The organism is Bacillus cereus group sp. BfR-BA-01382 (assembly GCF_022663475.1).
In the GTDB taxonomy this organism is placed as follows: domain Bacteria; phylum Bacillota; class Bacilli; order Bacillales; family Bacillaceae_G; genus Bacillus_A; species Bacillus_A thuringiensis_S.
Window position 1 is genome coordinate 59865 of record NZ_JAKUFQ010000007.1, and the last position, 17454, is coordinate 77318.

Below are 17454 nucleotides of genomic sequence, written 5' to 3' on the forward strand. Positions count from 1 at the left end.
CCTCCCAATCTGTTTTATAACTGTTTACAACTTAATTATAAAACAAATTTTGGTAACGTGCTTGCCAGAAACGTTACAGAATTTTGAAAACTCTGTTTCAATTCATTTTAGTTGTAATTGGAGCGAGAACTTGTTACATATGAAGTATAGCAATTTAAAAGGAGGCATGTTTGTGAGACACGCGCTCATTACAGCCGGTACGAAAGGTTTAGGAAAGCAAGTAACAGAAAAGTTATTGGCTAAAGGATATTCAGTAACAGTAACGTATCATAGCGATATCACGGCTATGGAAAAGTTGAAAGAAACATATAAAAATATGGAAGAGCGTCTACAATTCGTGCAAGCGGATGTCACGAAAAAGGAAGATTTACATAAAATGGTAGAAGAAGCGATAAGCCGTTTTGGCAAAATTGATTTCTTAATTAATAATGCTGGTCCATATGTATTTGAACGAAAAAAGTTAGTTGATTATGAAGAAGATGAATGGAATGAAATGATTCAGGGAAATTTAACAGCGGTATTTCATTTATTAAAACTTGTCGTTCCGGTCATGAGAAAACAGAGCTTTGGCCGTATTATTAATTACGGATTTCAAGGGGCGGATAGTGCACCGGGATGGATTTATCGTTCAGCTTTTGCAGCGGCCAAAGTAGGACTTGTTTCATTAACGAAAACAGTTGCTTATGAAGAAGCGGAGTATGGTATTACTGCGAACATGGTATGTCCTGGTGATATTATAGGCGATATGAAAGAGGCAACTATTCAAGAAGCACGTCAGCTGAAAGAGCATAACACACCGATTGGTAGATCTGGAACAGGTGAAGATATTGCAAGAACCATTTCGTTTTTATGTGAGGACGATTCCGATATGATTACCGGTACAATTATTGAAGTGACTGGTGCAGTGGATGTTATTCATAGACATCGATAGAATAAAATAAGATGAAGTTTCAAATAATTGGACAGTTTATCCATTGTGCTGAGAGGTGCGGATAATATTGTCTTTTAATATAAAATTAAATCTATCGGAAAACTTGTATTATTTTTTGTCAAATATTGAGATATTATGTTAAAATATAAGAGCGTAGAAAGCGCTTTAAAAAATGATTCAGGGGTCATTTCATAACTCAAGGGGGAACTAATCATGCGTATCGGTATTCCAACAGAAATTAAAAACAATGAAAACCGTGTGGCAATGACGCCAGCGGGAGCAGTACATTTAGTACAAAATGGTCATGAAGTTTTTGTTCAAAAAGGAGCAGGTTTAGGATCTGGTTTTACGGATGAAGAATACGTACAAGCTGGTGCGAAACTTGTAGAAACTGCTGAAGAAGCATGGAATCAAGATATGGTTATGAAGGTAAAAGAGCCAGTAGCAAGTGAATACGGCTATTTCCGTGAAGGTTTAATTTTATTCACATACTTACACTTAGCTCCAGAACCAGAATTAACGAAAGCATTAATCGATAACAAAGTTGCATCAATCGCATACGAAACAGTACAATTAGACAATCGTTCTTTACCATTACTTGCACCTATGAGTGAAGTAGCTGGTCGTATGTCCGCACAAATCGGTGCACAATTCCTTGAGAAAAACAAAGGCGGTAAAGGTATTTTACTTGCAGGCGTTCCAGGGGTAAAACGCGGCAAAGTAACAATCATCGGCGGTGGTCAAGCTGGTACAAACGCAGCTAAGATTGCAGTAGGTTTAGGTGCGGATGTAACAATCATCGACTTAAGTGCAGAACGTCTTCGTCAACTAGATGACATTTTCGGTAACCAAGTAAAAACGTTAATGTCTAATCCATACAACATTGCAGAAGCTGTAAAAGAATCTGACCTTGTGATTGGTGCGGTATTAATTCCAGGTGCAAAAGCGCCAAAACTTGTAACAGAAGAAATGATTCAATCAATGGAACCAGGTTCTGTCGTTGTAGATATCGCGATTGACCAAGGTGGTATTTTCGAAACAACTGATCGTATTACAACTCACGACAACCCAACTTACGAAAAACATGGCGTTGTTCATTATGCAGTTGCTAATATGCCAGGTGCGGTTCCACGTACGTCAACTCTTGCATTAACAAACGTTACAGTACCATATGCAGTACAAATTGCGAACAAAGGCTATAAAGATGCTTGCCTAGGCAACACTGCACTATTAAAAGGTATTAACACATTAGATGGTTATGTAACATTCGAAGCAGTTGCAGAAGCTCATGGCTTACAATACGCTGATGCGAAAGAGCTACTTGAAAAAGCTCCTGCTTTATCATAATAGAAATACATTTGAGACCTTCCTTTTCGTGAGGAGGGTCTTTTTTATATGGGGAAATAACATGTGAATAATTGTTATTTATCCCGCATTAACGGGCAGTAAGACCCCCCACCCAAAAATTCAGCGGAAGCAAAGAAGTTAGGTGGGGGATGAATAAAACCCCCACTGATCAAAGTTTCACTTTATTGGTGTAAATCGATTTTTATTATGATAATTTAGAATTGTATAATAAAAAAAGAGGGAATTCTATGGGGAGCAAAAAGAGAAAGCGAAAGCAAGCTAAAAGACAAAAGTACATAAAGAAAAAACAGGAGCAGAACATACCTTTTTCACAAAAAGTAGTCATTACGATAGAGAAATCATTTCGGTATATTTGTATGGCTCTGTATGTAATTTTGTGTATGTATTCATTTGGAGTGTTTTACAGTTTTGAGATAAATCCTAATATTATTGAGAGTATTTTAGTATTTATCCTTGTTGCAATAGAATTAGTCTTATTCGTTATATTTTTTGATACAGTATGGCCTAGTCATGAAAGTAAAAAAGATAGAAAAAGAAGTAAAAAATCTTCATACGCTTCAAGCTCATCAAGTGGATTCGGTGACTACAGTAGCAGTGATTGTAGTAGCTCAAGTGATGGTGGAGGAGATTGCGGAGGGGGTGGAGATTAAGTTAATTTTTCAGAAGAACGACTAATGAAAGGATGAGACGAAAGATGGAAACTGTGAACTTAATAGAATTAACAAAGGACATTCAAGATCAACATAAAAACTTCGTCGTTTCAAATATAAACAGTCATTGCTTACGAATCGCTGTATTTACTGGTGAATATGATTGGCACTATCATTCTAATTCGGATGAATTATTTATTGTGCTAGAGGGAGAATTACTTATTGATTTTGAAAATGGAGAAACAGCGGTTTTAAAGCCAAATGATTCTATTTTAATTCCAGCATGTACGATTCATAGAACGAGAGCATTAAAGAGAACGGTAAATCTTTGTTTTGAACATATAGAGGCTGATACGATTAAGGTGGAGCAATTATGAAAAAATTATCTGTAGCTGAGTATGGAAAAGTTCTTCCGGTTTTAGAAGGTAATACAAGAACGACGACGTTTGCTTATGCCGTATGTGATCGAATGATAGATGGTGAGGTTTTTGTAAACGGGCAATTAACAGCAGGATTAATTATTACAGCTAACGGTATCTATTATTTATTTGGTGATACGGATGATCACAAGTATAACGAAGATTTATTTTCGTATATCAAAAAGGCTATTGAAAAAACAGAGAAGAGATTTACACTGTTCACTTCGAGCGAAGAATGGGAAATGATGATAGAAGAGCGTTTTAGTAATGTACTTCGGAACATCCCGCGAATGAAATTTCAAAGCGTAACCTTTGAAGAGAAACAACGAGATTTTAACAAAAATACATATGAAGTGAAGCGTATTGATATAAGAGATATAGAGCGAAGCAGTGAATTTAAAGAGGAGTACTACAAAGAGTATTGGGGATCAAAAGAAACGTTTTTGAACAGTGGTTTTGGATTTTGTATAGAACAAGATGGGATAATTGTAGCTGAATGTGTCTCAATATTTAACGGGAATGGTTTTGCTGAAATAGATATTGCAACACATGAAGCGCATCAAGGGAAAGGATTAGCTCAAGCTGTTGCGACAAGGTTCATTGAACATTGCATGCAAAATGATATTATACCGAGTTGGGATTGTTATGTAGACAATATTCCTTCGGTAAAATTAGCTAGTAAATTAAATTTTTATCATCCAATAGAATATAGTTTGTTTGTACGTAAGAAAACGGGGGAATAAAAATGAATGTAGAATTAACGAGATTTAAAGTTAAGCCTGGTAAGAGTCATCGAGTAGATGAATGGATGCAGCTTCTTAATGATAATATGAAAGAAGTACTTTTGACATTAAATGACGAAAAGATGTACGTTGAGACAATTTTCCGGGAAATAAGAGATGGAGAAGAGTACTTATATTGGTATTCTGTGCAAGGAAAAGGTGGGACTCATGTCGAAAATTCTCATCATGAAATTGATAAAAAGCACTTAGCATTTTGGTATGAATGTATCGATGAAGAAGCACCGTCTATTGATATGAAAACAGAAGTTGTTATGATTCAAGATGTTGTGAAGGAAGCGATGAAATAATAGATTGTTATTTTATAACCGTAAAATGATCTTCTTTTTTGTTGGAATATATATTATTGGAGATGCTGTAGGATGAAAATTAGTAATAAATATATCACTCTCGGTGAAATAGAAATAATAAGAGAACCTTTAAATAAATTACATGAATATCATAATAATAAATCAAAACATTTTTCTGGTGATTATCCAAGAATGACATTTGAGGAACGTATTGAAAATTATAAACAGAATTCAAATTACGGAGAATATAGAATTGAATTATTAGTTGAGGCGGAAACAGATGATATATTAGGGTTTTGTATAGCGTATAGTAAAAGTGTAAGCGGAAAGATTGAAGTTTTATTCGTTGATGAAAAATACCGAAGAAACGGATTTGGCTTAAAATTAATGAATAGTGCAGTGGAATGGTTTAAAGCGAAGAAGATAGATGAAATTGAATTAACAGTAGTGTATGGAAATGAAGCTGTATCGTTTTATGAAAAGTTGGAGTTCTATCCTCGTTCAATTATTATGGCAACTAAGTCATAACGATAGTATGGGGAGAGAGGAGTGGGAGTTTTTGCTTCAAAAAAATGATTCATATTTTACTAAAATATATGTGAAAAGCGCATCAAAATGGATGTGCTTTTTATTATGAAAAAATTTATAAAAGCTGCATTTGAATATCTTTAAGTGAAAATAAAGAGGGATATCGAGAATATTTTAGGATAAACTATAAAGTGAAACTTTAATCAGTGGAGTGGTTCATCCCCCACTGATTATCAGCCCTCACCAATCGGGCTTTTACGGGCAGTCCGCCCCCCACCTAATTTCTTTGCTTCCGCTGAATTTTGATGTGAGGTCTTACTGCCCGTTAATGCGGGATAAAGAAATAAAAAACACCAAACCAAAAGACTTACCAATATACGGTATAGTCGTAACAGGAAAAACAGAGGATTTACAAAGTTTACAAGGGTCACCGTATATTAAGGCTGCTGTAAGAGGTGTAACAGTTGAGAAATATTGATTACAAGTAATTAATGTGAATAATCAGAAAATTTATGTTATAATATGGGAAAAGGAGGTTTATATGAGGCAAATACATGGAGCAATTTATATTTACATAACAATGTTTTTCGTGGCGATATCCTATGGATTGGGGCACGTGTATTCGCATCCTATACTAACTTTTTTAAGTGGAGCATGTATGGCGTTTGCGCTTCTTGTCCACCTTTTCTCAGTTTGGATCGTGAAATTTCAATTAAATATTAGTGAAATAGAAGAAGGCACTTTTTGAGTGGCCTTCTTTTTTAATAATATTTTGGAAGCTCTTGTAGCAATTTTTCAATTTCGAATTCGGTTTCTTCACATATAGAAAGTGTGCGTAGTCTGAAAAATAAGCTACGTAAGAAAGATTTTGTATTTCCATATAAAAACTCGTACGATTCAATAGGTAGTGCTTGTTTTTGGACCAGTAATTGAGCTACTAAGTCACGAAGGGCTAATATGAGTATTTCTTCTTTTAGGCCATTTTGCAGCATTGCGACAATCGGATAAACGAGACGCTCGTCTTCTTCATATTTGTAGTAAATAGAATGGACACAAACTTTGTTTAACAAAGTTTTTAATATCTCTTCGTAATGTAAAGTTTCTAGTTTAGGACTATGAACAAGCGCCTCAAATGTATCGGAAGCATGTGCGATACTATGTGCCCAGCCGTGGTCTTGCACATATCCGCGGAAATCCTGTTCATTGTTCATATATAGAATTAATTGATCTTTTACAGTTAAAATATCATTCTGTGATAAGAAATTATGAGTTGTATCTGCATCTATAATGAGCGCAATTAATAAGGTCGTAAATGCACGAGTAAATACAGCATCTTCATCATCTGAATGAATCTTATACAATAAATATTTTTCACCGATGCTTTCTAATAATAGTTTCTGTAATTGTGTGTGTGAAAGGTAGCGATTTTTGATGAGATGATAAAAAGTAGAGTAGATGAGTTTGTCCCTTAAGTAGCTATCAGTAACACCGATATGTTCAAGCATACTGGAACTTAAAGAATCAATATGAAGTGTGTTATCTATGATGTAATTATTATTACGAATTTTTTCTAACTGTTGTTGTAACATATAAATCCTCCTATTTTAGAAAATTCTGTATTTTTATAATATAATAAGAGGAAGAAATAGACAATAAATAAGTGCATTTGAATGGAGGGGGCATTATGAAGAGAGCATTATTCTTTTTTATTAGTATTTTCTTTTTAGGAAGCTGTTCCATTTCGTATGTTAATTTTTCTAGCGAGAGCAAAAGTTGGACTGGACAATATAAAGGGCATATTAAGGATGACAGTGAAGATGGAATGTTTACGTTTCAATATAAGGGGGGGGATGGAAAGACAGAATTTAAAAACTTAGAGATTGCTATTAATGGAGCCTTTAGTACAATGACACAAACGTCAGAAGTTCATAAAGGAGCAAGGGTTGAAATAAAATCTTCTTGTGAAAGTTGTGCACCTCTATCTACAGATGAACCGATAGAAGTTGTAATTAAATGGGATGATAAGTATGAGGAGAAGATGGTGTTAAATTTGAAATAGCCTAAAGTAAGGAGATAAAAATGAATAGGCATGTGAAAATTGTTATGTTTTTAAGTGTATTTCTAGTCATATTATCAGCTTGTACTACAAAACAAGTAGAGCAGGTAACGGTAAAAGAAGTCCCTAAAGAAGGGTATATCATATTAAGAAATGACACGGTATTTTTTGTCGATGATAAAACGTTTAACACAAAAGTAGAGTTGCAACATTATATAGAACAACAAATGAATAAAGAGCATCCATCACATATAGTCTTGAGCTTTAAGGACAAAGACGCATATAAACAGTTAAAAACAGGGGATAAAATAAAAGTATGGTTTTCTCAAATACTTGAAAGCTATCCAGCAAGAATGATTGTAGAGAAATTTGAAATAGTAGAGGAATAAAAAAAGGCAGCATTCACGCTGCCTTTTTATTATTTTACAAATTGTAATTCTTTCGGGAATTTCGTTAAAATTTCTGATCCATCTTTTGTAATGTAAATATCATCTTCAATACGAACGCCACCTACGTTTGGTACGTAAATACCTGGCTCGATTGTGAAGACCATACCTTCTTTTAATGGAGACTCGTTGCCAGCTTTTACATCTGGATATTCGTGTACGCTAATTCCAAGTCCGTGACCAAGGCGGTGCGGGAAGAAGTCACCGTAACCTGCATCTGCGATAACAGAACGAGCAGCGTTGTCGATTGCGCCAAGTGTAACACCTGGTTTACATGCTTCAACTGCTTGTAGTTGTCCAGCAAGTACAGTGTTGTAAATGCGAGTTTGTTCTTCAGAAATCTCGCCGAATGCTACTGTACGTGTAATATCAGAGCAATAACCTTCAATGATTACACCTAAATCAAATAGTACGAAATCACCGCGCTTCATTTTGTTTGCACCAGGAATACCGTGTGGAAGAGCAGAGTTTGCACCCGCTAATACCATCGTATCAAATGACATTTTATGTATGCCTTTTGTTTTTAATTCGTGTTCAATAATTGCTAATACTTCTAGCTCGCTACGGTTTTCTTTAATTGCATTTACACCAACTTCAACAGCGTAGTCCGCCATTTTAGCTGCTTCGCGTAAAATAGAAAGTTCTTTTTCATCTTTAATTAAACGAAGTTCGCGAACTTTTTCCTCAGCTGATTTGAAAGCTGCATTTGGGAATAATTTCGTTAATTCTTCGTAGCGCTCTACGTTTAAATGTTCTTTTTCAATTGCAACTGCATTTGCATTGATGCCGCGGTCTTTAATTGCTTTTGCAATCATATCCCATGGTCTGTCAGTATCAGTAAATCCGATAATTTCATGTGCCCAGCCAGCGTTACGTGCTTGACCTTCTTCCATTTTAGGACAAATTAAAATAGGTTCTTTTTCTTGGAATACAAACATACCAAGTAATCTTTCATGCGGTTCACAGTGGAAGTTCGTCATGTAGAAGACGTTCGGTGTAGAAGTTAAGAACGCAGCTTCTACGTTTTTTTCTTTTAGCCATTGCATTAAATTTTCTAATCTAGCATTCATCGATTGGCACCCCCGAGATATTTAATTACAAATATAACTTTAACTCGGAAGAAAGCGTTATGACAAGTAAATAGATGTTAGAAAAGACAGGGAATAGAGAAATCATGTAGAATAAAAAGTGAGAATGTGAATAGGGGAGGAATGTAATAATGAAAGTATCTTATCATGGACATTCAGTTGTGAAAATTGAGGCGAATGGAAAAGTTATTTTAATTGACCCGTTTTTAACAGGTAATCCGAAAACAGATTTAAAAGCTGAAGATGTAAAAGTGGATGCAATCCTTTTATCGCATGGACACGGTGATCATGTTGGAGATACAGTAGAACTTGCGAAGAAAAATAATGCAGTTGTTGTAGCGCCATTTGAACTAGCAACATTTTTAAGTTGGCAAGGTGTAAATACACATCCGATGCATATTGGTGGTTCACATGAATTTGACTTTGGAAAAGTGAAGTTTACACAAGCATTCCACGGCTCTAGTTATATTGATGAAGCAAATAAGACGATTACATATACAGGTATGCCAGCAGGTATTTTATTTACAGCAGAAGAGAAAACAGTGTACCACGCAGGAGATACTGCACTATTCTCTGATATGAAGTTAATTGGGGAATTAAATAAAGTTGATCTAGCATTTTTACCAATTGGTGATAATTTCACAATGGGACCAGAAGATGCTGTACTAGCGGCAAAATGGATTAATTCGAAAACTGTTGTACCGATGCATTACAATACGTTCCCAGTTATTGAACAAGATCCATATCAATTTGTAGAAAAGCTACAAAATTGTACAGGGAAAGTATTAGAAGCTGGAGAAAGTATTACACTATAGAAAAGAAACCCTTCATTTGAAAAGAAAAGTGAAGGGTTTTTTACGTGTGTAGGACAGCTTTTAATGCTTGTATTTGTTTTGGTGATTCTTTTCTTTTTGTACGTGGTTGTTCAGGTGTTTCATTCAATTCCATTGCAACTTTTTTCCCATCTACGAAAGCTAAAAATATAGCACCTACAACCTCTAAAAATTTTTTCATCATGTGTACGCTCCTTTGTTTTATTTCTTGTCTTCATTGTATAGGGAATCAAGTGGGCGAACTATCGAATGAGATGACAATAGCATTACATTGTTGTAATAGAATGACTGGTGGAATGTAAGGGTCATTTTGTTATAAAAAAAATAGTACAGGTATGCAAAGAGAGAGTGTAACAGTTTTGAAAATATAGTATACTGAAAGTACAACACATGAAGAATTTAGGGAAAAGAAAGTATGGTGAAACCATTTGGCTACCAAGCATAACCAAATTTTAGAACATATTAATAGCCTGCCAGTAGGCCATAAAATTTCTGTAAGACAAATTGCGAAAGATTTGAGTGTAAGTGAAGGGACAGCTTACCGTGCAATTAAAGATGCAGAAAATAAAGGATATGTTAGTACAATTGAACGTGTCGGAACAATTCGAATTGAACAAAAGAAGAAAGAAAATATCGAAAAACTGACATATGCAGAAGTCGTTAACATTGTCGACGGTCAAGTACTTGGAGGCAGAGAAGGACTACATAAAACATTAAATAAATTTGTAATCGGAGCTATGAAATTAGAAGCGATGATGCGCTATACAGAAGCTGGGAATTTACTCATTATTGGTAACCGTACGAATGCACATCAATTAGCGCTAGAAACTGGAGCCGCTGTATTAATTACGGGTGGATTTGATACGGAAGATCATGTGAAGAAATTAGCAGACGAATTAAAGCTGCCGATTATTTCAAGTAGCTACGATACATTTACGGTCGCAACGTTAATTAACCGTGCGATTTATGATCAACTGATTAAGAAAGAAATTGTACTTGTTGAGGATATTTTAACACCAATTGAAGAAACGTTATATTTAAAGCCACATGATACAGTACAGCAATGGCATGCATATAACGAAGAGACAATGCACGGAAGATATCCAATTGTCGATGAAAATAAAAAAGTGCTAGGAATCGTAACTTCAAAAGACATGATCGGTGTAGCGAAAGAAACACCAATTGATAAAGTAATGACAAAACACCCAATTACAGTGAATGGTAAAATGTCTGTCGCAGCTGCGGCACGTATGATGGTGTGGGAAGGAATTGAATTACTTCCTGTCGTTGAGGAAGGAAATAAACTGCAAGGTATCATTAGCCGTCAAGATGTACTTCAGGCACTGCAAATGATTCAACGTCAGCCACAAGTTGGAGAAACAATTGATGATATCGTAACGAATCAATTTATGACGCCAAAAGAAGCGAAAAATGAGCATCTATATCAATTTTCGGTGACGCCGCAAATGACGAATTCAATCGGAACGTTATCGTACGGTGTATTTGCAACAATTGTGACAGAAGCGACAAATCGCGTCATTCGTGCGCAAAAGAAAAGCGATTTAATTGTTGAAAACTTAACAATTTATTTCGTGAAGCCGGTTCAAATTGATAATGTTGTATCCGTTCATCCGAAAGTATTAGAAATCGGGCGTAAATTTGGTAAGGTCGATGTAGAGGTGCATCATGAAGGTAATGTCGTTGGAAAAGCATTACTTATGGTTCAGTTAATTGATAAATAAAAAGATGGAACAAATCGTTTTGATTTGTTCCATTTTTTTTTGTTGTTTTAAATTTGAAAGACATGATTTTAGATGAGAGTTTTAGTGAAATATGTATGGGATGGAGTGGAAAAGTAACACGATAAAAGACAGAATAGCAATTTAATTTTGGTATATATTGTGTTATGATTATATTGTAAGAAAATGGATTTCCGGAAGGTGGTATACATTATGTCGTCAGCCGTACTCTTTTTTGGTAGTATCGCACTATTTTACTTTCTTGTAATGATACCGATCCAATATTTATATTTACAAGGTTTACATGAAAAAAAGGAAAAGACAGGATTATCTCAGCGAGAGCTATATGAAAAAATGTCTTTTGGAGAAGAACAATTACATTTTCACGTACAAGGTAACCCATTTAATATACCATCTGCGTTTGTTGCATATATGATTTTGAAAGTTAAGGGTCGTAAAAAAGCATCACAATATTGATGCTTTTTTTATGTTGCTTCATAGACTTCGGCTTCTTTAACTGCTAATGGTAAGAAGTGTTTGTATTGGCGAAACCCATTAAATACACTTGCACTACCAAATAGAACGAATAAAATACCAACGATAATACGAGCGGTTGAAAGTTCTAAAAAGAATTGGTTTACCCCGAAAAATAAAACGAATGAACCGAGTGCCATTGCGGATTTTCCTGAGAGCCAACCTTTTTCCATTGGGCGGTTTGTACGAAAGTATTTTGTTTTGTAAAAGAGGTACAACATAAATGAGACGATAATACAGAAGACTAATACTGGCATAATGAACACTCCCATCGCTTTGTGAAAAATAATAGAAAAGAAAAAGAAATATCTAAACTTTCTAACTTCTATTATAAAGCAATTGTTCGCATGTATGAAATACTTTCCGTTATAATGGAGGATAAAGCGAAGAAGTTGATTAAAAAGGAGATTATACATATGCATGAGCAAATTTTAGGAGCAATTAAAGAGTTTGATACAATTATTATTCATCGCCACGTGCGTCCGGACCCAGATGCATTAGGTTCACAGGGTGGCCTTGGTACAATTCTACAAGAATCGTTTCCAGAGAAAAATATTTATACGGTTGGGTACAATGAACCGTCGTTAGCGTACTTAAGAGTAATGGATGATATTGAAGATAGTGTATACGAAAATGCGCTTGTTATCGTTTGTGATACTGCGAATCAAGAACGTGTTGACGATCAACGCTATACAAAAGGGAAGATGTTAATTAAAATTGATCATCATCCAAATGAAGATCCATATGGAGATATTACGTGGGTAGATACGGCAGCGAGTTCTACAAGTGAAATGATTTATGAGTTTTACACGTATGGAAAAGATAAAGGATTAAAAATAACAAAAGAAGCAGCTCGCCTTATTTTAGCTGGAATTGTTGGGGACACAGGTCGTTTCTTATTCCCGAATACAACAGCAAAAACACTTCGTTACGTAAGTGAGCTTGTTGATATGGGTGTGAAATTCACAGATTTATACAATGAAATGTATAAGACAAAAGAAAAAATTGCTCGTTTAAACGGTTATATTTTACAAAACTTTACGATGGTAGAAGAAGGAGCAGCTTACATTAAATTAACGAAAGAAGTATTAGAAGAGTTTGATGTACTTTCTTCTGAAGCATCTGGTGTTGTTGGAGCACTTGGCAATATTGATGGATTAAAGGCGTGGGTTCTATTTTTAGAGGAAGACGACGTAATTCGTGTTCGTCTTCGTTCAAAAGGACCAGTTATAAACAAATTAGCAATGCAATATAACGGCGGAGGACACCCGATGGCTTCTGGTGCGAAGGCATCTTCTTGGGAAGAAGCGGATCGTCTTTTTGCTGATTTACGTGAGATTTGTAAATAAGAGAGTATATGTTAGAACGAAAAGAAGGAGCGGCGCTAAAGCCCTCCTTCTTTATTTTTCTTTCTCTATAGTAATGCTAATTTCAAGCACTGTATCAAAAGATATTGTATCGACTTTAAAACGGTATAGCCGATCGTAATGTTTGTACGTCTTGTTTTCGATTACCTTTTTGAGTAGGTCTTTATTTTTTGCGATACTTTGAATGTTTTTCGTTAAAAGATGCTGGAGATCATTATGGATAGATGTAGTCATATTTTCGAGTGTAAGATTGTCTAAATCGTATTTTTCTCGATTGATAAGTTTTATTTTAATCTCTTGAATGGTTAAGAGCCGTTTATTTTCAGTGTTCAATTTTTCTTGATCTTCGAGAAGGACGTGGAGTTTTGCTTCTTGTTTTTCTATAATTTCTCTTTGTTCTGCTATTTTACTAGCTTGTTCTTCTTGAAAAACACCGTATATGTACAAAAAAATAAACCAGCTCAACACGCCTCCAACAGCAGCACCAGCTAATACTAAGTACCATCTTTTTGCTGTATTGGCACTTGGTACTCTCATACATGTTCCTGCGTTAGCCATTTAATAATAATGAGACCTGTTTGCATACCACCAGTTGCGAAAAAAATAAGGAGAATTTGTTTTACGATATCTTTCATATCTCCGCCAAAGAAACTTCTTTCAAAGCTATAAAAGGTATCGAATGTTCCGCCGATTGCTGCAACGAGTGCCCAAATTCTTAAATTTTGGGCGAATTGATTAATGTAAGTTAGAGCTGGTTTTCCGATAAGAAACGCACCAAATCCACCAATTAATGAACCGCCAAGTATAACCCCAAAGGCAATAAAATAACTAATAATAAGCAGAGAGAAAAAAGTATGTTCTCTTACATCCATCGTCATTCCCCTTTCTTCTTCATATATATGGACAAAGTATAAGAAGTATGTTTTGATTTCCGCTTTCCTCATCACCTATAATAAAAGTAGTCAAATAGGTAAAGAGAGGGTACAACAGTGAAGTTTGTGCATTTACAATGTCAAACCGTTTTTAGTTTATTAAAAAGTGCTTGTAAAATTGATGAGCTTGTAGTCAGGGCGAAAGAACTTGGTTTCTCATCGCTGGCTATTACGGATGAAAATGTTATGTATGGCGTTATTCCGTTTTATAAAGCATGTAAGAAACATGGTATACAGCCTGTTATTGGATTAACCGCTTCTATTTTTAGTGAAGAAGAAGAAAGGTCTTATCCGCTTGTATTACTTGCTGAGAATGAAATAGGCTACCAAAATTTATTAAAGATTTCTAGCAGTATTATGACAAAGTCCAAAGAAGGTATCCCTAAGAAGTGGCTTGCGCATTATGCGAAAGGATTAATTGCTATTTCACCAGGTAAAGATGGCGAAATTGAGCAATTATTACTAGAAGACAATGAGAGTCAGGCTGAAGAAGTAGCTCGAACATATCAAAATATGTTCGGCCATTTTTATATGAGTTTGCAGCATCATGCAATTCAAGATGAGTTGCTTTTACAAGAGAAGCTACCTGAATTTATTAGTAGGGTTAATATTCCAGTCGTTGCAACAAACGATGTGCGTTATATCAATCAAAGTGACGCACTTGTTCACGAATGTTTACTATCTGTTGAAAGTGGAACGAAAATGACTGATCCAGATAGGCCGAGGCTGAAAACAGATCAATATTATTTAAAATCATCGGATGAAATGGAAGCACTATTTTCCCATGCGCCGGAAGCAATCCAAAATACAATAAAAATTGCAGAGCGTTGCCAAGTAGAAATACCGTTCCATGTAAATCAACTTCCGAAGTTTCCTGTTCCGTCTAACGAAACGAGTGATATATACTTGCGTCGTGTTTGTGAAGAAGGTTTGCGGAAACGATATGGTGCGCCGAAAGAAGTGCATATAAAGCGTTTAAATCATGAATTAAATGTTATTTCTCGTATGGGATTTAGTGATTATTTCCTCATCGTATGGGATTTTATGAAGTATGCACATGAAAATCATATTTTAACAGGACCAGGTCGTGGATCGGCAGCTGGTTCACTCGTCTCATACGTATTAGAAATTACAGATATTGATCCGATTGAATACGATCTATTATTTGAAAGGTTTTTAAATCCTGAACGTGTGACGCTTCCCGATATTGATATTGATTTTCCAGACATAAGACGTGATGAGATGATTCGCTATGTGAAAGATAAATACGGTCAGCTTCGTGTTGCGCAAATTGTAACGTTTGGTACGCTTGCAGCAAAAGCAGCAATTAGAGACATTGCCCGCGTAATGGGGCTTCCGCCACGAGATATTGATATATTTTCAAAACTTATCCCATCAAAGCTCGGTATAACGTTAAAAGATGCATATGAAGAATCACAATCACTTCGTGAGTTTATACAAGGGAATCTTCTGCATGAGCGTGTGTTTGAAATCGCAAAACGTGTAGAAGGTTTACCACGTCATACGTCTATTCATGCGGCTGGCGTTATTATGAGTCAAGAACCGTTAACAGGCAGTGTAGCAATTCAAGAAGGACATAACGATGTTTATGTTACGCAATATCCAGCTGATGCGCTAGAAGAACTTGGGTTGCTTAAGATGGACTTTTTAGGGTTACGTAATTTAACGTTACTTGAAAATATTATAAAATTTATCGCGAACAAAACAGGGAAAGAAATCGATATAAGAAACTTACCTCTTCAAGATGAAAAGACGTTCCAATTATTAGGGAGAGGGGATACAACAGGTGTATTCCAGCTTGAGTCAGGTGGTATGCGAAATGTACTTCGCGGGTTAAAACCGAATGAGTTTGAAGATATCGTAGCTGTTAACTCGTTATACAGACCGGGGCCGATGGAACAGATACCAACCTTTATTGAATCGAAACATGGAAAAAGAAAAATTGAATATTTACATCCGGATTTAAAGCCAATTTTAGAAAGAACATACGGCGTCATTGTATACCAAGAACAAATTATGCAAATTGCATCGAAGTTAGCAGGGTTTTCGCTCGGAGAAGCAGATTTACTGCGCCGTGCAGTGAGTAAAAAAAATCGTGATATTTTAGATCAGGAACGTAAGCATTTTGTTCAAGGGTGTTTGCAAAATGGTTATGATGAGACGTCTGCTGAGAAAATTTATGATTTAATTGTAAGATTTGCGAATTACGGTTTTAACCGAAGTCACGCTGTAGCTTACAGTATGATCGGATATCAGCTTGCCTATTTGAAAGCGAACTATACGCTGGAATTTATGACGGCATTATTATCAAGTGCAATTGGAAATGAAGATAAAATTGTACAGTATATACGAGAAACGAAGCGGAAAGGCTTTCACGTTTTGCCGCCGTCTCTTCAGAGAAGTGGTTACAACTTCCAAATAGAAGGGAATGCGATACGTTACAGTTTACTTTCGATCCGAAATATTGGAATGGCTACAGTGACGGCATTATTAGAAGAACGAAAGAAAAAAATGTTCGAAGATTTGTTTGAATTTTGTCTCCGTATGCCGTCAAAGTTTGTGACGGAGCGCAATTTAGAAGCTTTCGTCTGGTCCGGATGTTTTGATGATTTTGGTGTTTCGAGAACGAATTTATGGAAAAGTATTAAAGGGGCATTAGAGTACGCGAATCTCGCACGTGATTTAGGAGATGCTGTTCCAAAATCAAAATACGTACAAGGAGAAGAGCTATCTTTTATTGAACAACTAAATAAAGAGAAGGAAGCACTTGGCTTTTATTTATCAAGTTATCCGACAGCGCAGTATGTAAAGTTAGCAAAAGAATTAGAAATTCCATCTCTCGCTCAGGCGATGCGACACAAGAAAAAAGTACAAAGAGCTATTGTGTATATAACAAGTGTGAGAGTGATTCGTACGAAAAAGTTTCAAAAGATGGCATTTATTACATTCTGTGATCAAAATGATGAAATGGAAGCAGTCCTCTTCCCGGAAACGTATATACATTTCTCGGACAAGTTACAAGAAGGAGCAATTGTTTTAGTTGACGGTACGATTGAGCTAAGAAATCATAAGCTGCAATGGATTGTAAATGGTCTATATCCGCTAGAGGAAATGGATGTTTATGAAGAAAAGAAAGACGCATCTGTTTACGTGAAATTGCCGTCTCAGTATGAGAAAAAGCTTTTAAATCAGGTTACGAAAATATTGTTCGACTATTCAGGTTTTGCGAAAGTACTAATTTATTATGAAAAGGAACATAAAATGGTACAATTATCTCGGAGTTTATCGATTCATCCAAGTGAAGAATGTTTAGGAGCACTTCGTGAAATTGTCGGGGAAGAAAATGTAGTTGTGAAAATATAATGGACAATTTCCCTACACTTCGATTATTATAGTAGTAGTGTTCGTGGTCAGACCACTTGGAGAAATTGATATCAGCAAGAATAATTTGA

At 35.6% G+C, this 17454-nt stretch carries 21 protein-coding genes and 1 pseudogene; 16 read left to right on the forward strand and 6 right to left on the reverse strand.

Features of this window, described 5'->3' with window-relative positions; translation table 11 throughout:
• Positions 1 to 139: 139 nt before the first annotated feature.
• The 9 genes and pseudogenes from MR160_RS05040 (at position 140) to MR160_RS05085 (ending at position 5734) form a co-directional block, all read left to right on the forward strand.
• The gene (locus MR160_RS05040) at positions 140 to 931 is read left to right on the forward strand and encodes an SDR family oxidoreductase (protein WP_033668923.1); all 792 of its coding nucleotides are present in this window, start codon (positions 140 to 142) and stop codon (positions 929 to 931) included.
• A gap of 213 nt (positions 932 to 1144) precedes the next feature.
• Positions 1145 to 2278: an alanine dehydrogenase gene (gene ald / locus MR160_RS05045; RefSeq protein WP_001219402.1), complete on the forward strand. Its 1134-nt coding sequence runs from the start codon at positions 1145 to 1147 to the stop codon at positions 2276 to 2278.
• Between the two features lie 248 nt (positions 2279 to 2526).
• Entirely contained in the window at positions 2527 to 2949 is a 423-nt protein-coding gene (locus tag MR160_RS05050; RefSeq protein WP_000534961.1) for a hypothetical protein, read from the forward strand.
• A gap of 44 nt (positions 2950 to 2993) precedes the next feature.
• Positions 2994 to 3326, forward strand: a complete 333-nt coding sequence (locus tag MR160_RS05055; RefSeq protein WP_000450936.1) for a cupin domain-containing protein — start codon at positions 2994 to 2996, stop codon at positions 3324 to 3326.
• On the forward strand, positions 3323 to 4111 hold the full coding sequence (locus MR160_RS05060; protein ID WP_000736719.1) for a GNAT family N-acetyltransferase: 789 nt from the start codon (positions 3323 to 3325) through the stop codon (positions 4109 to 4111). The genes MR160_RS05055 and MR160_RS05060 overlap by 4 nt, the downstream gene beginning before the upstream one ends.
• Positions 4112 to 4113: 2 nt before the next feature.
• Positions 4114 to 4458, forward strand: a complete 345-nt coding sequence (locus MR160_RS05065) for a DUF6176 family protein (RefSeq protein ID WP_001100212.1) — start codon at positions 4114 to 4116, stop codon at positions 4456 to 4458.
• 72 nt (positions 4459 to 4530) lie between these two features.
• Entirely contained in the window at positions 4531 to 4986 is a 456-nt protein-coding gene (locus MR160_RS05070) for a GNAT family N-acetyltransferase (RefSeq protein ID WP_000703677.1), read from the forward strand.
• A 337-nt stretch (positions 4987 to 5323) separates the two neighbouring features.
• Positions 5324 to 5464: pseudogene (locus MR160_RS05080) on the forward strand (anti sigma factor C-terminal domain-containing protein); the annotation flags it as partial.
• A gap of 63 nt (positions 5465 to 5527) precedes the next feature.
• Positions 5528 to 5734, forward strand: coding sequence for a hypothetical protein (locus MR160_RS05085; RefSeq protein ID WP_001248905.1), 207 nt, complete (start codon positions 5528 to 5530; stop codon positions 5732 to 5734).
• Positions 5735 to 5747: 13 nt separating this feature from the next.
• Here the strand turns inward: MR160_RS05085 and MR160_RS05090 are convergent, their stop codons facing one another.
• On the reverse strand, positions 5748 to 6575 hold the full coding sequence (locus MR160_RS05090) for a DUF2785 domain-containing protein (protein ID WP_097981791.1): 828 nt from the start codon (positions 6573 to 6575) through the stop codon (positions 5748 to 5750).
• A gap of 95 nt (positions 6576 to 6670) precedes the next feature.
• On the opposite strand from MR160_RS05090, the gene MR160_RS05095 reads away from it, so the two are divergent.
• On the forward strand, positions 6671 to 7045 hold the full coding sequence (locus tag MR160_RS05095) for a hypothetical protein (protein ID WP_141527737.1): 375 nt from the start codon (positions 6671 to 6673) through the stop codon (positions 7043 to 7045).
• A gap of 20 nt (positions 7046 to 7065) precedes the next feature.
• Positions 7066 to 7431: a DUF3221 domain-containing protein gene (locus MR160_RS05100; protein ID WP_086390958.1), complete on the forward strand. Its 366-nt coding sequence runs from the start codon at positions 7066 to 7068 to the stop codon at positions 7429 to 7431.
• Between the two features lie 29 nt (positions 7432 to 7460).
• Here MR160_RS05100 and pepQ read toward each other — a convergent pair whose 3' ends face one another.
• On the reverse strand, positions 7461 to 8558 hold the full coding sequence (pepQ, locus tag MR160_RS05105; protein WP_000994037.1) for a Xaa-Pro dipeptidase: 1098 nt from the start codon (positions 8556 to 8558) through the stop codon (positions 7461 to 7463).
• Positions 8559 to 8707: 149 nt separating this feature from the next.
• Here pepQ and MR160_RS05110 point away from each other — a divergent pair, with 149 nt between their 5' ends.
• Entirely contained in the window at positions 8708 to 9391 is a 684-nt protein-coding gene (locus tag MR160_RS05110; protein ID WP_000868923.1) for a metal-dependent hydrolase, read from the forward strand.
• A 40-nt stretch (positions 9392 to 9431) separates the two neighbouring features.
• On the opposite strand, the gene MR160_RS05115 is transcribed toward MR160_RS05110, so the two are convergent.
• Positions 9432 to 9593 (reverse strand): hypothetical protein, encoded by a 162-nt coding sequence (locus tag MR160_RS05115; RefSeq protein WP_000976014.1) that lies wholly within the window; start codon positions 9591 to 9593, stop codon positions 9432 to 9434.
• Positions 9594 to 9837: 244 nt separating this feature from the next.
• Between MR160_RS05115 and MR160_RS05120 the strand changes: the two genes are divergently transcribed.
• A complete protein-coding gene (locus tag MR160_RS05120; protein WP_000201579.1) occupies positions 9838 to 11151 on the forward strand; it encodes a CBS domain-containing protein in 1314 nt (437 codons plus the stop codon).
• Positions 11152 to 11361: 210 nt separating this feature from the next.
• The gene (locus MR160_RS05125; protein WP_000093045.1) at positions 11362 to 11625 is read left to right on the forward strand and encodes a DUF3949 domain-containing protein; all 264 of its coding nucleotides are present in this window, start codon (positions 11362 to 11364) and stop codon (positions 11623 to 11625) included.
• An 8-nt stretch (positions 11626 to 11633) separates the two neighbouring features.
• On the opposite strand, the gene MR160_RS05130 is transcribed toward MR160_RS05125, so the two are convergent.
• Entirely contained in the window at positions 11634 to 11939 is a 306-nt protein-coding gene (locus tag MR160_RS05130; protein WP_001144782.1) for a YtpI family protein, read from the reverse strand.
• 159 nt (positions 11940 to 12098) lie between these two features.
• Between MR160_RS05130 and MR160_RS05135 the strand changes: the two genes are divergently transcribed.
• Entirely contained in the window at positions 12099 to 13031 is a 933-nt protein-coding gene (locus MR160_RS05135) for a DHH family phosphoesterase (protein WP_000545134.1), read from the forward strand.
• Positions 13032 to 13082: 51 nt separating this feature from the next.
• Here the strand turns inward: MR160_RS05135 and ytrI are convergent, their stop codons facing one another.
• The gene (ytrI, locus tag MR160_RS05140) at positions 13083 to 13586 is read right to left on the reverse strand and encodes a sporulation membrane protein YtrI (RefSeq protein WP_001265736.1); all 504 of its coding nucleotides are present in this window, start codon (positions 13584 to 13586) and stop codon (positions 13083 to 13085) included.
• Positions 13583 to 13996, reverse strand: a complete 414-nt coding sequence (locus tag MR160_RS05145) for a YtrH family sporulation protein (RefSeq protein ID WP_002005839.1) — start codon at positions 13994 to 13996, stop codon at positions 13583 to 13585. The genes ytrI and MR160_RS05145 overlap by 4 nt, the downstream gene beginning before the upstream one ends.
• 42 nt (positions 13997 to 14038) lie before the next feature.
• Here MR160_RS05145 and dnaE point away from each other — a divergent pair, with 42 nt between their 5' ends.
• Entirely contained in the window at positions 14039 to 17365 is a 3327-nt protein-coding gene (gene dnaE, locus MR160_RS05150) for a DNA polymerase III subunit alpha (protein WP_000673723.1), read from the forward strand.
• Positions 17366 to 17454: the final 89 nt, after the last annotated feature.

Bases quoted from the DNA above. Each gene is read 5' to 3' on its own strand.
- ytrI (WP_001265736.1), bottom strand. From the start codon at position 13,586: ATGAGAGTACCAAGTGCCAATACAGCAAAAAGATGGTACTTAGTATTA.
- MR160_RS05050 (WP_000534961.1), top strand. From the start codon at position 2,527: ATGGGGAGCAAAAAGAGAAAGCGAAAGCAAGCTAAAAGACAAAAGTAC.
- MR160_RS05085 (WP_001248905.1), top strand. From the start codon at position 5,528: ATGAGGCAAATACATGGAGCAATTTATATTTACATAACAATGTTTTTC.
- MR160_RS05065 (WP_001100212.1), top strand. From the start codon at position 4,114: ATGAATGTAGAATTAACGAGATTTAAAGTTAAGCCTGGTAAGAGTCAT.
- MR160_RS05135 (WP_000545134.1), top strand. From the start codon at position 12,099: ATGCATGAGCAAATTTTAGGAGCAATTAAAGAGTTTGATACAATTATT.
- MR160_RS05095 (WP_141527737.1), top strand. From the start codon at position 6,671: ATGAAGAGAGCATTATTCTTTTTTATTAGTATTTTCTTTTTAGGAAGC.
- MR160_RS05100 (WP_086390958.1), top strand. From the start codon at position 7,066: ATGAATAGGCATGTGAAAATTGTTATGTTTTTAAGTGTATTTCTAGTC.
- MR160_RS05115 (WP_000976014.1), bottom strand. From the start codon at position 9,593: ATGATGAAAAAATTTTTAGAGGTTGTAGGTGCTATATTTTTAGCTTTC.
- MR160_RS05130 (WP_001144782.1), bottom strand. From the start codon at position 11,939: ATGCCAGTATTAGTCTTCTGTATTATCGTCTCATTTATGTTGTACCTC.
- MR160_RS05125 (WP_000093045.1), top strand. From the start codon at position 11,362: ATGTCGTCAGCCGTACTCTTTTTTGGTAGTATCGCACTATTTTACTTT.
- pepQ (WP_000994037.1), bottom strand. From the start codon at position 8,558: ATGAATGCTAGATTAGAAAATTTAATGCAATGGCTAAAAGAAAAAAAC.
- MR160_RS05055 (WP_000450936.1), top strand. From the start codon at position 2,994: ATGGAAACTGTGAACTTAATAGAATTAACAAAGGACATTCAAGATCAA.
- MR160_RS05090 (WP_097981791.1), bottom strand. From the start codon at position 6,575: ATGTTACAACAACAGTTAGAAAAAATTCGTAATAATAATTACATCATA.
- ald (WP_001219402.1), top strand. From the start codon at position 1,145: ATGCGTATCGGTATTCCAACAGAAATTAAAAACAATGAAAACCGTGTG.
- MR160_RS05110 (WP_000868923.1), top strand. From the start codon at position 8,708: ATGAAAGTATCTTATCATGGACATTCAGTTGTGAAAATTGAGGCGAAT.
- MR160_RS05070 (WP_000703677.1), top strand. From the start codon at position 4,531: ATGAAAATTAGTAATAAATATATCACTCTCGGTGAAATAGAAATAATA.
- MR160_RS05060 (WP_000736719.1), top strand. From the start codon at position 3,323: ATGAAAAAATTATCTGTAGCTGAGTATGGAAAAGTTCTTCCGGTTTTA.
- MR160_RS05040 (WP_033668923.1), top strand. From the start codon at position 140: ATGAAGTATAGCAATTTAAAAGGAGGCATGTTTGTGAGACACGCGCTC.